9 protein-coding genes are annotated in these 13,775 nt (G+C 73.4%); 2 read left to right on the forward strand and 7 right to left on the reverse strand.

Translation table 11 applies throughout. The annotated features are described in order from the left end of the window. Positions 1–16: 16 nt before the first annotated feature. The 6 genes from OIE75_RS37525 to OIE75_RS37550 all read right to left on the reverse strand — a co-directional run bounded on the left by OIE75_RS37525 (position 17) and on the right by OIE75_RS37550 (position 8,384). Complete coding sequence (locus tag OIE75_RS37525; protein WP_307016776.1) at positions 17–1,048, reverse strand: iron-containing redox enzyme family protein; 1,032 nt, start codon at positions 1,046–1,048, stop codon at positions 17–19. 45 nt (positions 1,049–1,093) lie between these two features. Next, positions 1,094–2,104, reverse strand: a complete 1,011-nt coding sequence (locus tag OIE75_RS37530) for a Ppx/GppA phosphatase family protein (RefSeq protein ID WP_307018272.1) — start codon at positions 2,102–2,104, stop codon at positions 1,094–1,096. A gap of 81 nt (positions 2,105–2,185) precedes the next feature. Continuing rightward, positions 2,186–5,008, reverse strand: a complete 2,823-nt coding sequence (locus OIE75_RS37535; RefSeq protein WP_307016777.1) for an NHLP bacteriocin export ABC transporter permease/ATPase subunit — start codon at positions 5,006–5,008, stop codon at positions 2,186–2,188. Between the two features lies 1 nt (position 5,009). Continuing rightward, positions 5,010–7,232: an NHLP family bacteriocin export ABC transporter peptidase/permease/ATPase subunit gene (locus tag OIE75_RS37540; protein WP_329473580.1), complete on the reverse strand. Its 2,223-nt coding sequence runs from the start codon at positions 7,230–7,232 to the stop codon at positions 5,010–5,012. Continuing rightward, positions 7,229–8,035, reverse strand: a complete 807-nt coding sequence (locus OIE75_RS37545) for an HlyD family efflux transporter periplasmic adaptor subunit (RefSeq protein WP_161328609.1) — start codon at positions 8,033–8,035, stop codon at positions 7,229–7,231. Before OIE75_RS37545 ends, OIE75_RS37540 begins: the two co-directional genes overlap by 4 nt. Positions 8,036–8,168: 133 nt before the next feature. Then, positions 8,169–8,384, reverse strand: coding sequence for a hypothetical protein (locus OIE75_RS37550; RefSeq protein ID WP_003978108.1), 216 nt, complete (start codon positions 8,382–8,384; stop codon positions 8,169–8,171). A gap of 581 nt (positions 8,385–8,965) precedes the next feature. On the opposite strand from OIE75_RS37550, the gene OIE75_RS37555 reads away from it, so the two are divergent. Together OIE75_RS37555 and OIE75_RS37560 are read left to right on the forward strand one after the other, a co-directional pair. After that, entirely contained in the window at positions 8,966–10,309 is a 1,344-nt protein-coding gene (locus OIE75_RS37555; protein WP_329473581.1) for a S1 family peptidase, read from the forward strand. A gap of 134 nt (positions 10,310–10,443) precedes the next feature. Further along, the gene (locus OIE75_RS37560) at positions 10,444–12,921 is read left to right on the forward strand and encodes a SpoIIE family protein phosphatase (RefSeq protein ID WP_329473582.1); all 2,478 of its coding nucleotides are present in this window, start codon (positions 10,444–10,446) and stop codon (positions 12,919–12,921) included. 16 nt (positions 12,922–12,937) lie between these two features. On the opposite strand, the gene OIE75_RS37565 is transcribed toward OIE75_RS37560, so the two are convergent. After that, positions 12,938–13,633, reverse strand: coding sequence for a type 1 glutamine amidotransferase domain-containing protein (locus OIE75_RS37565; RefSeq protein ID WP_307016789.1), 696 nt, complete (start codon positions 13,631–13,633; stop codon positions 12,938–12,940). Positions 13,634–13,775 lie beyond the last annotated feature (142 nt).

Raw genomic sequence — 13,775 nt, forward strand, 5'->3', positions numbered from 1 at the left:
TCAGGTACCCAGAAGGTCATGAAATAAAGGAAATGCCGGAATCCTGGTGAGCCGGTCCGGGGAGCGGGACGCGCAGTGACGACCGTCCGGCCCGCCAGTCGGCCAGCAGCCGGGCACCGAACAGGTCTTCGACGTGACAGGTGGCGTCGACACCGAACACGACGTCCGCCGCGAGGTGCGGCTCCTGTTCCAGCAGGCCGTCGATCACCTCGTGCCGCACGATCTGCTCGTGCACCGCGTCCGCCTCGACGTGCTCGTCGTAGAAGTGCTCGGCGGCCGGCCCGGCGCCGGTGCGGCGCATCGCCTCCGCGAGCCGCCGGGAGCCGGGCGAGGACGTGATCTCCACCGCCGCGAAATGACCCACCAGGGCCCCGCGCAGCGCCCGGTGCAGGCCGAACAGCGACATCATGTTCACCGTGACCAGGCACTCGGCCGAGGCCGCGTCGAGATGGCGTCCGTACGTCGTGTCCAGCCCCAGGTCCGTCATCAGACGGGCGAACAGGTGGGCGTGCACCCGGTCGGCGCGGCCGCCGCCGTACTCGTCGAACTCGACCGCCGCCATCGCCGCCTTCGCGCGCCCCCACAGCCGCGGCAGCACCCAGGCGTGCGGGTCGGCCTCCTTGAGGTGGTACAGGGAGCGCTGGGCCGCGTACTCCCGCAGCTGCCACAACTCTCCCTCGTCGCGCAGGAAATGGCTGACGCCCTCCCCGTGCACGGGCTCGACGAGCAGCGCCCCGATCGCGTCCTCCACGCTGTCGTGGACCGGCGTGTCGGCCCGCAGTGCGGCCAGGAAGCGCCGCTCCAGCGCGGCTCGGAGGCGCAACAGGCCGGGATCCCACTCCAGGGCGGGGGAGACACCGGCGAAACCCCGGTAGTGCAGCTCGTAGCACTGGTACAGCGCGAGCTGGAGATCGTCACCGTACGCGTCGGCGGTGGCGGCCTCCTCCGGGCCGGGCGGCGGCCCGGTCCCGAGCAGACACGCACCGACGGCCGCGGACAGCGGGCCCCGGGCTGCCGGAAGCGGTGGTCCCTCGTCGTCGTACTCCATGCGCCGCGAGTACCCCCGGAGACCTCCGTGGCACCTGGACCGCGGTCAGCCCGGCGTGGACGCGACGCGGAGGGGCGCCGGTGGCTGCGCCGCGGCCTCGTCGCTGAGGCGGACGACCTCCTTCCACCAGGACGGGCCCTCCTCCATGTGGCGCAGCAGGATGCCCTCGCGGATCGCCCAGGGACACAGCGTGACCGCGTCCACTCCGGTGAGCTTCATGGCCGTGTGCCCGACCACCGCCCCGGCCACGCTCTGCGCGGCCCGCGGTGCGGAGATGCCGGGCAGCCGGGACCGCTCGGCGGCGGACAGGGCGGCCAGCCTGCCGACGGCGTCCCCGAGGTCCGCGCAGCGCATCCGCCGCTCCACGAACGGCCCGTGCCGGCCCGGCGAGGCCCCGCACAGCCGTCCCAGCTGCTGAAAGGTCCGGGAGGTGGCCACCGCGGTACGCGGGCCCTCCCAGCGGATCCGCGCCGCGACGTCCCGCAGCTGATGCCGGACCTTGCGGCGCAGCGCCCTGATCTGCTCCGGCGACGCCGGGTCCTGGCCGCCCGCCAGGAACTCGTGGGTGAGCCGCGCCGCGCCCAGGGGCAGCGAGGCCACGAAGCCGGGCAGCCGGCCGCGCCCGAAGGCGACCTCCAGCGATCCGCCGCCGATGTCCAGCAGCGCGAGCGGCCCGGCCCGCCAGCCCATCCAGCGCCGGGCCCCGAGGAACGTCAGCTCCGCCTCCACCTCGCCGGGCAGGGTGCACAGGGCCACCCCGGTGCGGGCGCGCACGGCGCGCAGCACCTCCTGCCGGTTCGGCGCGGCACGCACCACGGCGGTCGCGAAGGCCGGCGGGTTCGACGCCCCCCACCGGTCCGCGGTCCGGCTCGCCTCGGCCACCGCCGCCACCAGCCGCTCCACGGCCTCCTCCGGGACCGGGGCACCCGGCTTGACCTGCTCCGACAGCCGCAGTCGCCACTTCTCGGTGTGCACCGGCAGCGGCACCCCGCCCTCCGCGTCCGCCACCATGAGCCGGACCGTGTTCGACCCCACATCCACCACGCTGATCCGCATGAGGGGCCACGTACCCATCCGAGCGCCGGTCCAACGCGGTCCGGGACGGCACGACCGGAAACCGGGCGGCCCGCCGGCCGGTCAGGCCAGCTGCCGCCGCACCAGCTCGTGCAGCCGGCCGCCGGTGTCCGCGAGCAACTGGGCGGGCGGCCCCTGCTGGGCGACCTTCCCGTCCTCCATCACGATCACGCGGTCGGCGTCCAGCACCGTGGAGAGCCGGTGCGCGATGACGATCCGGGTCGCGTTGAGCGCCTTGGTGGACTCGATCACGGTGCGCTGCGTCTCGTTGTCCAGGGCGCTGGTCGCCTCGTCGAAGAAGAGGATGCGCGGCCGGCGGATCAGCGCCTGCGCGATCATCAGCCGCTGCCGCTGGCCCCCGGAGACGGCACCGCTGCCCGACACGATGGTGTGCAGGCCCATCGGCATCCGCTTGATGTCCTCCGCCAGCCCCGCCATCTCGGCCGCCGCCATCGCCTCCTCCGGCGTGTACGGCTCGGTACCGCAGATGACGTCCAGGATCGATCCGGTGAACGGCTGCGCGTGCTGGAGCACCACCCCGCACTGCCGCCGCACCGCCGACTGGTCCAGCGCGGCCAGGTCCTGTCCGTCGTACAGGACACTGCCCGACAGCGGCCGGTCGAAGCCGATGAGCAGCCGCAGCAGGGTCGACTTGCCGCAGCCGCTGGGGCCGACGACCGCCACGAACTCGCCCGGCCGCACCTCGAAGGACACGTCGTCCAGGACCAGCGGCCCGTCGTCGGTGTACCGGAACGACAGCCGCCGCGCCTCGATCCCGCCGGACAGCGGACCCGGACGGGTGCTGGCGGTGCGCACCTCGGGTGTCGCGTCCAGCACCGGACGGATCTCCTCGAACAGCGGCAGCGCGGCCACCGCCGACACGAAGGAGCCGGTCAGCTGCGTGACCGAGGTCAGCAGCATCGTCACCGAGGCGTTGAAGGTCAGGAACTCCGCGGCCGACATCGAACCGCGCGCCGGACCCGCCAGCAGCATGAACATCAGCAGTGTGCACAGCGGCAGGTACACCGCGCCCAGCACCGCGTTGAGGTTCTTGATCCGTCCCGCCCGCTGCTGGAGCTCGCGGCTGTGCGCGAAGCGTTCCGCCCACGCCGCGTAGGCGTAGTTCTCGGCGGCGGCCACCCGCAGCTTCGGCAGCCCGCGCAGGGTCTGGAACGCCTGGTTGTTCAGCTTGTTGGTGAGCTTGACCAGCCGCCGCTGCCAGCGCACCTGCCACAGCCCGAGCGCCAGGAAGACACCGGCGACGACCACCAGCATGCCGATCGCCGCGAGCGCCATCGGCACGCTGTACCAGAGCAGCAGCCCCAGGTTCATCGCCCCGACGGTCACCGACTGCGCCACCGTCGGACCGACGCCCGCCAGCAGTCTGCGGATCGCGCTGATGCCCATGGCGGCGCTCGCCAGCTCGCCGGTGGACCGCTCGGTGAAGAACTTCGTCGGCAGCCGCAGCAGCCTGTCCCACACGGCGGGCTGGAGGGTCGCCTCGATCCGGCCCTCGAGGCGCAGGATGGTGAGGTTCTGCATCAGCATGAAAGCCGCCGCGACGACACTGCTCAGCATCACCGCGAGACACACCTGCACGATCAGCCCGGTCTGCGCCTTCGGCACGAACTCACCGAGCACCTTGCCGGTCGCGACCGGCACCAGCGCGCCGAGCGCCACCGTCACCAGCCCGGCGAGCAGCAGACCGGTCAGATCACGGCGGGTGCCCTGGAGACAGAACCGCAGCAGCCGCAGCGGACTGAGCCGGCGTTCGGGCAGCGGCCGGTAGAACATCACCGCGCGCGGCTCGAACTCCTCGGCGTTCGCCTTCTCCACCGGGGTCTCCCGGCCGGTCCCGGGATGCACGGCCACATAGCCGCCGCGCCGCCACAGCAGCGCCACCGGAGCCCCCGACAGGGTGCGGTGCCCGACCAGCGGACCCACGTCGTCCCGCCACCAGCCGTCCTCCAGCCGCACGCCGCGGGTGCGTACGCGCGAGGCCAGGGCGACCCGCTCCACCGGATCGAGCCGCTCGCTCTCGGTGCCGTTCTGCGCGGGCTCGGCGAGCGCGATGCCGGCGGCACCGGCGACCAGCCGGCACGCCGCGTACGTGGCGTCGGCGTCGGCGGCCGTGGTGCGCCCGGCCGACCGCTTGCCGATCGACGCCAGCAGCGTCCGGTCGGCCTGCGCGCGCACCGCCTCACCGGCCTTGATGCCGGCCGCCGTCCGGGTCTCGTGGGTGCGTTCCAGTTGCTCGATCCAGCGGTCGAGCGTGGTCAGCAGCCGGTGCTGCTGGTCGACCAGGCTCTGCCACAGCGCCGGGTCCATCAGCAGGTCGGCGGCGGCCTCCTCGCCATACAGCGACCCGTACTGCACGCTGCCCGGCGGCACCTGCATCCAGAACACGTCGTCGTCGGTGGGCGCCGCCGCCCGCTCGCTCGCCATCGGCGCCTGGAAGAGCACGGTCAGTCCCCGGCCCACCCCCAGGGCGAGCCCGTACTCCAGCGGGCTCGTCGTCGGCGGCACGTACTGGGGGTTGCCGTACTCGTCGTACGACCAGGTCTGCGTGTTCGCCGGCTGGTACAGCTCGCGCAGCCCGATGCGGTGCACCACGCAGTCCCGCAGCGGACGCGCGACCAGCGTGTGCTGCGGCCCGGCGACCGGCCCGAGCAGCACCGAGCCCGCCTCCAGACGCCCGAGGTGGTGCCAGTGGCCCTGCTCCCCGGCGTCGACCGCGAACAGGTCGACCGCGCCGGACACCACCAGCCACAGCACCTGGGGGCCTTCCAGGTCGAGGCGGTTGAACCCGGCGCAGTCCACGCGGGTGCCCAGCGAACCGAGCGCCCCGAGGACGAGGTCGCCCTGTCCTTCGTGCACGGTCGTCATCTCAGCGCTCCCTGACCAGTGCCGCGTAGGCGCCGCCGTGCGCCACCAGTTCCCCGTGCCGGCCGCGCTCCACGACCGTGCCGTGCGCCAGCACGACGATCTCGTCGCTGTCCCGCACGGTGCTGAGCCGGTGCGCGATCACCACGCAGGCGCAGCCGCGTCGCCGCAGGTTGTCCATGACGACCTGCTCGGTCTCGGCGTCCAGCGCGCTGGTCACCTCGTCCAGGACGAGGATGCTCGGCCGGCGCACCAGCGCCCGCGCGATCTCCAGCCGCTGGCGCTGCCCGCCGGAGAAGTTGCGGCCGTCCTGCTCGACCGGGCTGTGGATGCCGCCCGGCCGGCGCATCACGACGTCGTACAGTGCGGCGTCCTTGAGCGCGTCCACCACCGCGCTGTCGGGGACCGAGGGATCCCACAGGGCGATGTTGTCGCGCACGGAGCCCTCGAAGAGGAAAACGTCCTGGTCGACGAAGGAGACGGAGGACGCCAGCGCCCCGCGCGGGATGTCCTCCAGCCGCTGCCCGTCGATGCGGATCACACCGTCCCAGGGGGCGTAGAGGCCCGAGATCAGCCGGGACACCGTGGACTTGCCGCTGCCCGAGCCGCCCACCAGGGCCACCTGCTGCCCCGGCCCGACGGTGAGGTCGAAGCCGGTGAGCAGGGGCTTGTCGAGCGGGTTGTAGCCGAAGGAGACGTTCTGCAGCTCGACCTGTCCGCGCAGCCGCCGGGTGGAGTCGGCGCCGCCGGGACGGTCGTAGAGCGGGTCGGCCCGGAAGTTCTCCACGTCCTTCAGCCGCGCCACGTCCGCCGCGAAGTCCTGGATCCGGCCCGCGACGCCGTTCAGCCGGGTCAGCGGGGCCGTGAAGCGGACCACCAGCGCCTGGAACGCGACCAGCAGACCGACCGAGATGTGCCCCTCGACCGCCCGCATGCCGCCGATCCACAGGATCAGACCGCTGTTGAGCGTCGCCAGCGTCGGCGCGACCACACCCAGCCAGGCGCTCGGCACCCCGAGCCGCTGCTGCTCCTCCAGGGTGGTGGCGTGCTGCCCCGCCCACTTGCGGAAGTAGCCGTCCTCGCCGCCGGTCGCCTTCATCGTCTCGATCAGCTGGAGGCCGGTGTACGCGGTGTTGGTCAGCCGTGCCGTGTCCGCCCGCAGCTTCGCCGTACGGGTCGCGCGCAGCCGGATGACGATCCGCATCGCGAGGATGTTGAGCAGCGCCACCCCGATGCCGACGAAGGTGAGCTGGGGGTCGTACGTGTACAGCAGCACGGCGTACAGGACGACGACGATCGCGTCCACACCCGCGGCGGCGAGGTCGCGGGCCAGCGTCTCGGCGACGGCGTCGTTGGACTGGAGCCGCTGCACCAGGTCGGCCGGGCTGCGCTGGGAGAAGAACGTCACCGGCAGCCGCAGCAGATGGCGCAGGAAGCGGGCGCTGGAGAGAGTGGAGGAGATGATGCGGCCGTGCAGCAGGTTGGCCTGCTGGAGCCAGGTCAGCACCACCGTGAGCAGCACGCAGGCCCCCATCGAGGCGAACAGCACGCCGAGCAGCGAGGTCTGTTTCCCGATCAGGAACATGTCGATGTAGGTGCGGCTGAGCGCGGGCACCGCCGCCCCGACCGCCACCAGCAGCAGGCTCGCCAGCACGGCGGCGGGCAGCGTGCCCGCGGTGCCGCGCAGCCGGGCGGGCATCGCGCCGAGCACGCCGGGCTTGCGGCCGCCCCGGGTGAAGTCCTCGCCGGGCTCCATGGTCAGCACGACCCCGGTGAAGGACCCGTCGAAGTCCTCCAGGGTCACGAAGCGGCGGCCCTTGCCCGGGTCGTTGATGAACACCCCGCGCCGGCCGAAGCGGCGCCCGATGCCGTCGTAGACGACGTAGTGGTTGAACTCCCAGAACAGGATGGCCGGCGTCGTCACCTCGGCGAGGGCGGCCACGTCCATCTGCATGCCCTTGGCCGTCAGACCGTAACCGCGCGCCGCCTTCAGCAGGTTGCTGGCGCGCGAGCCGTCGCGGGAGACACCGCAGGCGATGCGCAGCTCCTCCAGCGGAACGTGCCGGCCGTAGTGGCCGAGCACCATCGCGAGGGAGGCGGCGCCGCACTCGACGGCCTCCATCTGGAGCACGGTGGGCGTGCGGACGGTCTTCGCGCTGCTCCTGGGCGCGCGGCGCCCCGGCGGGGCGGCCCGGCGCCGGCCCCGGGTCTCCTGTGCGGTGCTCACGGCAGCAGCCAATCGACGGGACGCTGGTCGGCGAGCCGGATGGAACCGGTTGCCATGGTCATGGAGGTCAGCTCGAACGGCGGCCCGTCGGCGGACGACCACGCGTAGCCGCTCTTCGTGGACTTGGAGGTGTCCAGCCGGACCGTCACGGCCACCGGCCTGCCGTCCTCGGTGAACTGCTCGCCGAGCTGGCTGTCCCCGAGGAACGCGGAGATGGTCTGCGCCGACTGCGCGGAGCGGTCCACCGACTTCACCTTTCCGTGCAGGACGCCGTACTGCTGGGTCGGCACCGACTGGACGGTCAGGTCGACGGAGGCGTGCGCGGGGATCGCGGCGGCCTTCTCGGCGGGTACGTAGACGGTGGCGTAGAGCGGATCGCCGGGGTCGGCGACCTTCTCGACGGAGGCGACGTTCGCGCCGGTCCGGATGATCTGCCCGACGGTCGCCGCGAGGGCGCTGACCCGTCCGGCGTCGACGGCGCGGACCACGCTCTCGCCGTCGGCGGTCCGCACCTTCAGCACGGGGGAGTCGGCGGCGAGCCGCTGGCCCGGGCGCGCGAGGACCGCCGTGACCTGCCCCGAGACGGGGCTCTGCAGGAGGTAACTGCCCTGCCCGTGGGTGAGGATGGCGGGTGCGCCGACGGTGGAGGTCACCGAGCCGCCCACCGCCCACACGGACGCGGCGGCCATCGCGACCACGGTCACGGACAGCACCAGCCAGCCCTGCGGGCGGGCGAAACGCACCGGAAGGTCTAGTTCCTCCGGTGACTGGAGCTTGGAGAGGGCCTGCTGGCGGAACTGCACGTCGGACGTATCCCAGTGATTCCCGGAGAAAGCCTGCGAGGGGACGCCCCGGAGGCCGGAGATGCTTGTGAGGAACGGCCGAAAAGTCCCGGAGCCTGGGTGGCTCCGGGACTCAGCGGCACAGGGGCGCGATTCAGAGACCGGCGACCAGGCCGGTGACCGGGGCGGTGTTCAGGCCGGTGACACCCTCGACGGTGCCGACGGCCGTGTTGAGCAGACCGGAAACCGGGGCAATGCCGTCCACCAGGCCGGTGACGGTGCCGACGGCGTTCACGTTCAGGCCGCCGGAGACGTTGTCGAGGTCCGCGTCGGAGATCTCGACGGTCTCAACCTGGGGGGTGGAGTTCATGATGGAACTTCCCTTCGTATAGCCATTTTCACAAGGGGGGAGCGGCCCCCTCTGGGGACAGATGACGGCCGCGACCGCGGGTGCCGGACGCCCGTTTCCGGAGCCTCCGCGGCTCCCGCGGTGCGATGGATCAAAGCACGCGGCCGGTCCGGGCTTCCAATCACTCACCCCCTCCCATCAGGGCTCTTGCGACCAAGGGGCACCCAAAGGTGCACGCGCGTGCACGGCTTCGCGGCCACTTCTTCACACCGCGGGCGACATCACCCCGCGCGACCCCTTGCCCGCACCGGACCGATTGGGACACTCCCGCCCCAAAGGCATGGGTGGCGCCGCGCGGTTGTGCAGATCCCCCAGCCGGGGTGACCGGGTTGGGCATTCGATGTGCAGATTCGCTGAAGCAGGGATTCCGCTCCGTGATCGGCACCGTGCGTGTCCGCTCGGGCGCGGAGGGTGCCGACCGGTCGGGATCGGAGGGTCCGGCTGAACGCCCCGCCGGGTGCGTGCGTACCAACTGCCGTCCGGGCGCCCCCCCAACAGCTGCCGGACCGCGGCACCGTCCCGGTCCCAGGAGGTCGAGTAGGTTGAGTCACAAGCGAATTCCGAAGCGCAGGGCCGCGATGGCGGCGGGCGGTGTGGTGGCGCTCGGCGCGGCCGCCATCCTCCTCCCGAACGCCAACGCCTCCCAGGACGGCGGGTCTTCGGACGCCGCGGTCGCGCCGAGGACCCTCAAGGCGGCGGACGCGTCGGATCTCGCCTCCCAACTCGCCGGGATGCTGGGCGACGCCTTCGCCGGCTCGTACTACGACACCGGCGAGCAGCAGCTCGTGGTGAACGTCGTACCCGGTGACAACAACCAGGTCATCGTGGAGGCGAAGAAGGCGGGCGCGGACGTCCGCGAGGTCGACAACAGCATGGGCGAGCTGCGCGGCGGCGCGTCGACACTGAAGTCCGAGGCGACCATCCCCGGCACCTCCTGGGCGATCGACCCCCGCACCAACAAGATCCTGGTGACCGCCGACTCCACCGTCACCGGCGAGAAGTGGGACAAGCTGGAGTCCACCGTCCAGGGCCTCGGCTCCGGCATGGCCACCCTGGAGAAGTCCGCCGGCACCTTCCGGACCTTCGTCTCGGGCGGCGACGCCGTCTTCGGCGGCGGCGCGCGCTGCTCCCTCGGCTTCAACGTCACCGCCGGCGACGGCTCCCCGGCCTTCCTGACGGCCGGTCACTGCGGGGTCGCCGCCGAACAGTGGTCCGACGCCCAGGACGGGGCGCCGATCGGCACCGTCGACCAGGCGGTCTTCCCGGGCGAGGGCGACTTCGCCCTCGTCAAGTACGACGACCCGGCGACCGAGGCGCCGAGCGAGGTCAATCTCGGCGACCAGACCCTCGCGATCGGCCAGGCCGCCGAGGCGACGGTCGGTCAGCAGGTCTTCCGCATGGGCAGCACGACCGGACTGGCGGACGGTCAGGTCCTCGGCCTGGACGCCACCGTCAACTACCCCGAGGGCACGGTCACGGGCCTCATACAGACCGACGTCTGCGCCGAGCCCGGCGACAGCGGCGGCTCCCTGTTCACCCAGGACGGACAGGCGATCGGCCTGACCTCCGGCGGCAGCGGTGACTGCACGGTCGGCGGCGAGACGTTCTTCCAGCCGGTCACCACCGCCCTGGAGGCGGTCGGCGCCACCCTCGGCGGCGACGCGGCGGGAGGCGCGGGCGACCAGGCCGGCGGTGGAGAGGCGGGCGGCGAGGAGGCCGGGGGCGGCGACGCCGCCGGCGGTGAGGAGGCAGGTGGCGAGCAGGCCGGTGGTGACGCGGGCGCAGGTGACGCGGGCGCCGGCGACGCGGGTGCCGGTACCGGCAGCGGCGTCGGCGGCGCCGACGACGGGACGGGTGCCGACGACGGCTCCGGTCTCACCGGCTGACCGCACACCGACGGGCGGTCCGGACCTCCGGCGGGAGGACCGGGCCGCCCCTTCGCGTCATCGGACCATTGCTCGCCGCTCCCCGGGCCTCAGGGCCCGCCTGACCATTCAGGCCGGCCCCAAGGGCTGCGCGGATGTCCTATAAGCGCTGTAATGGCGAGGTGGTCGGACAGGGCGCTGCGGAACGCGGATCGAGGACGCTGCGTGCCGAGGGTGCCCTGAAGGCGATCGCGTCCGGCCCGGAGCAGGAGGAGCGGCCCCGCCGGATCCTCGAACAGGCGCTGGTCTTCGCGGGCGCCTCCCTCGCCGCCCTCTACACCCCCGGCGACGACCCCGAGCTGCTCTGCCTGTCCGCCTCGGCCGGTGTGCCGCGGACCCTGTACGGAGTACGCGACAGCTACCCGGCCTCCGGCGGCTCCCCGGTCGCGGACGCCCACCGCGGCGGCGAGGCGGTGTGGGTCGGCCCCGAGGAGTTCGCCGGATCGGCCGAGTCGCGGCACGTGCCCTCCAGCGGTTTCTCCCTCGCCACCCTGCCGGTGCGCGGGGACGGCGGCGGCTGCCTGCTCGCCCTGACCGAGCGCCCCGGCGGGTTCGACGCGGAGGACCGGGCCTGCCTCGAACTGGTCGCCGAGGCACTGACCTGTCCCGCCCCGGCCGAGGCAGCCGAGGAGGACGAGGAGTTGCTGCCGGACTCCTTCAGCCTGGCGATGGACACCGGCCGCGTCGAGGTCGGCGACGACATCCTGCGCCTGTTCGGGCTCGCCCCCGGCGAGTTCGACGGCAAGGTGGAGACACTGCTCGGCCTCACCGTGCCGGAGGACCTGCCGTCCCTGATGTCGGTGACCGAGTCCGACCACATGACCATCGGCGACCGCGAGCTGGAGTTCCGGGTGCTGCAACCGGCCGGCCCGCCGAAGTGGCTCCGGCTGAGTGGCCGCCTGCTGCCCGGCGGCGAGGGGCGTCCGACCCGCCTGGTGGGCACCGTCGCCGACGCATCGACCCTGCGCCCGGACGTGACCGACGTGGCCCGCGTGCAGCGGCTCGCCGCCGCGCTGGCCACCGCCGGTACCGTCCGCGACGTCGGCCAGGCCGTGGTCGCCGCCCTGCGCAGACCGCTGCGCGCCGACCGGATCGCCCTGGCCGAGCTGGAGAACGACCGGCTCGTCGTCACCGTCCTGGACCCGCCCGAACCGGAGTCCTGGCCCGAGCTGTGGCGGCTGGAGTGGCGCACCGAGTGGCCGGACGCGCCGGTCCGGGCCATGCCCACCCTCGCCGCCGCGCTGCGCGAGGGACGCGCCCGGATCTGGCCCGCCGGCACCGGCGACCTGGAACCCGCCCTCGCCGACGTCGGCCCCGGCGGCCTCGCCGTACTGCCGCTGCCCGCCGCCGGCCGCATGGCCGGCGCCTGTCTGATCGGCTGGGACACCCCGCACGACTTCGGCCCCGACGAGCGCGCCCTGCTCACCGCCTCCGCCGGCCTCGCCGGACAGGCCCTGACCCGCGCCCGCGCCTTCGACGCCGAGCACGAACTCGTCGGCATGCTCCAGCGCCAGCTGCTGCCGCGCCGGCTGCCGAAGCTGCCCGGCGCGGTCGCCGTCGCCCGGTACCTGCCCAGCACGGCCGGGCTCGAGCTGGGCGGCGACTGGTACGACGTCATCCCGCTGCCCGACCACCACGTCGCCCTCGTGATCGGCGACGTCCAGGGCCACAGCGCCGGCGCGGCCACCCTGATGGGCCAGATGCGCACCGCCCTGCGCGCCTACGCCGTCGAGGGCCACCCGCCGGACGTCGTGGTCTCCCGCGCCAACCGGCTGCTGACGGGCATGGAGACCGACCTCTTCGCCACCTGCGTCTACGTCGACCTCGACATGGAGGAGGGCTCGGCCTGGTGCGTCCGGGCCGGTCATCTGCCGCCGGTGCTGCGCCACCCCGACGGCAGCACGGACATCGCCGAGGTGCCCGGTGGCCCACCGCTCGGCGTGGTGACGCAGGCCGCCTTCCCGATGAGCGCGCTGCGGCTGCGGCCCGGCACGCTGATCGCCCTCACCACCGACGGTCTCGTGGAGTCCCCCGACGCCGACATCGACGAGGGAATGGACCGGTTCGCGCACGCGCTGGCCGCGTCGGACCCCGCCCACCTCGGGCTCGTCGCCGACGCGCTGCTCGGCAACGCCCGACGCAGCGACGACGTCGCCCTGCTCCTGGTGCGCTACGACGGGATGGCCCTGCGCCCGCTGCGGGAGAGCTGGTCCGTGTGGCGGCTGCCGGAGGCCGTGCGGCACGCCCGCCGCTTCACCCGGCGCACGCTGCGCTCCTGGGGCGTGCCCGACGACGGCATCGACGCGGTGCTCCTGATCGTCTCCGAGCTGGTCACCAACGCCCTGGTGCACACCGACGGCCGGGTCCGGCTCGACCTCGCCCTGATCGGCGGCCGGATGCGGGTGGCGGTCGCCGACGCCTCACCGCGTACGCCGGTCAAGCCGACCAGCATCGGCTGGGAGGCCACGGGCGGGCGCGGCATCCTCCTGGTCGAGGCGATGTCGGCGACGTGGGGGACGCTGCCGGTCGGCGGGGGCAAGCTGGTCTGGAGCGAGATCCCGCTGAACCCGTGAGCGTCCCCCTGCCGGTTCAGCCGAGCCGCTTCAGCAGCTCTTCGGCGAGCGGGGCGGCGGACGCCGGGTTCTGGCCGGTGACCAGGTTCCGGTCGGCGACCAGGTGCGGGGCCCACGGCTCGGCCGCGCGGACGACGATCCCGGCCTGGCCGAGCCGGTCCTCCAGCAGCCACGAGGCCCGCTCCGCGAGGCCGCCCTGCGTCTCCTCCTCGTTGGTGAACGCGGTCACCTCCAGGCCCGCGAAGGCATTGGCCCCCTCGGCGTCCACGGCGGCCAGCAGCGCGGCCGGGCCGTGGCAGACCACTCCGAGCAGGGTCCCGGCACGCAGCGCCTCGGTCAGCAGCCGGCCGGAGTCGGCGTCGACGGCGAGGTCCTCCATGGGGCCGTGGCCGCCGGGGTAGAAGACCGCCGCGTAGTCCCGCAGCCGGACCTCGGAGAGGCTCACCGGGTGCCGCAGCTCCGTGAAGCCCTCCAGTGCGCGGGAGATCCGGTCGGCGTTCTCCTGGCCGCCGTTGACCTCGGGGGCCAGCGACGCCCGGTCGACGGGCGGCACGACCCCGCCCGGCGTGGCCACGACGACCTCGTGACCGGCGGCGGTGAACGCCTCGTACGGGGCGACGGCCTCCTCCGCCCAGAAGCCCGTCGGGTGCCGGGTGCCGTCGGCCAGCGTCCAGTGGTCGGCGCCGGTGAGGACAAAGAGGATCTTCGACATGTGGGGTCTCCCGGAAGGACGGGCCGCGATCCGTCGTACGCGGCGCTGCGTCCGAAACTAGGGCCCGAGCCCTGCGCATCGCCAATGCCACGGCCGATGACAGCCATAGGAATCCGTATGGCAGCGTCCTGCCGTACCGCCG

The organism is Streptomyces sp. NBC_01723 (assembly GCF_036246005.1).
In the GTDB taxonomy this organism is placed as follows: domain Bacteria; phylum Actinomycetota; class Actinomycetes; order Streptomycetales; family Streptomycetaceae; genus Streptomyces.

Bases quoted from the DNA above. Each gene is read 5' to 3' on its own strand.
- OIE75_RS37535 (WP_307016777.1), bottom strand. From the start codon at position 5,008: ATGACGACCGTGCACGAAGGACAGGGCGACCTCGTCCTCGGGGCGCTC.
- OIE75_RS37560 (WP_329473582.1), top strand. From the start codon at position 10,444: ATGTCCTATAAGCGCTGTAATGGCGAGGTGGTCGGACAGGGCGCTGCG.
- OIE75_RS37530 (WP_307018272.1), bottom strand. From the start codon at position 2,104: ATGCGGATCAGCGTGGTGGATGTGGGGTCGAACACGGTCCGGCTCATG.
- OIE75_RS37525 (WP_307016776.1), bottom strand. From the start codon at position 1,048: ATGGAGTACGACGACGAGGGACCACCGCTTCCGGCAGCCCGGGGCCCG.
- OIE75_RS37550 (WP_003978108.1), bottom strand. From the start codon at position 8,384: ATGAACTCCACCCCCCAGGTTGAGACCGTCGAGATCTCCGACGCGGAC.
- OIE75_RS37565 (WP_307016789.1), bottom strand. From the start codon at position 13,633: ATGTCGAAGATCCTCTTTGTCCTCACCGGCGCCGACCACTGGACGCTG.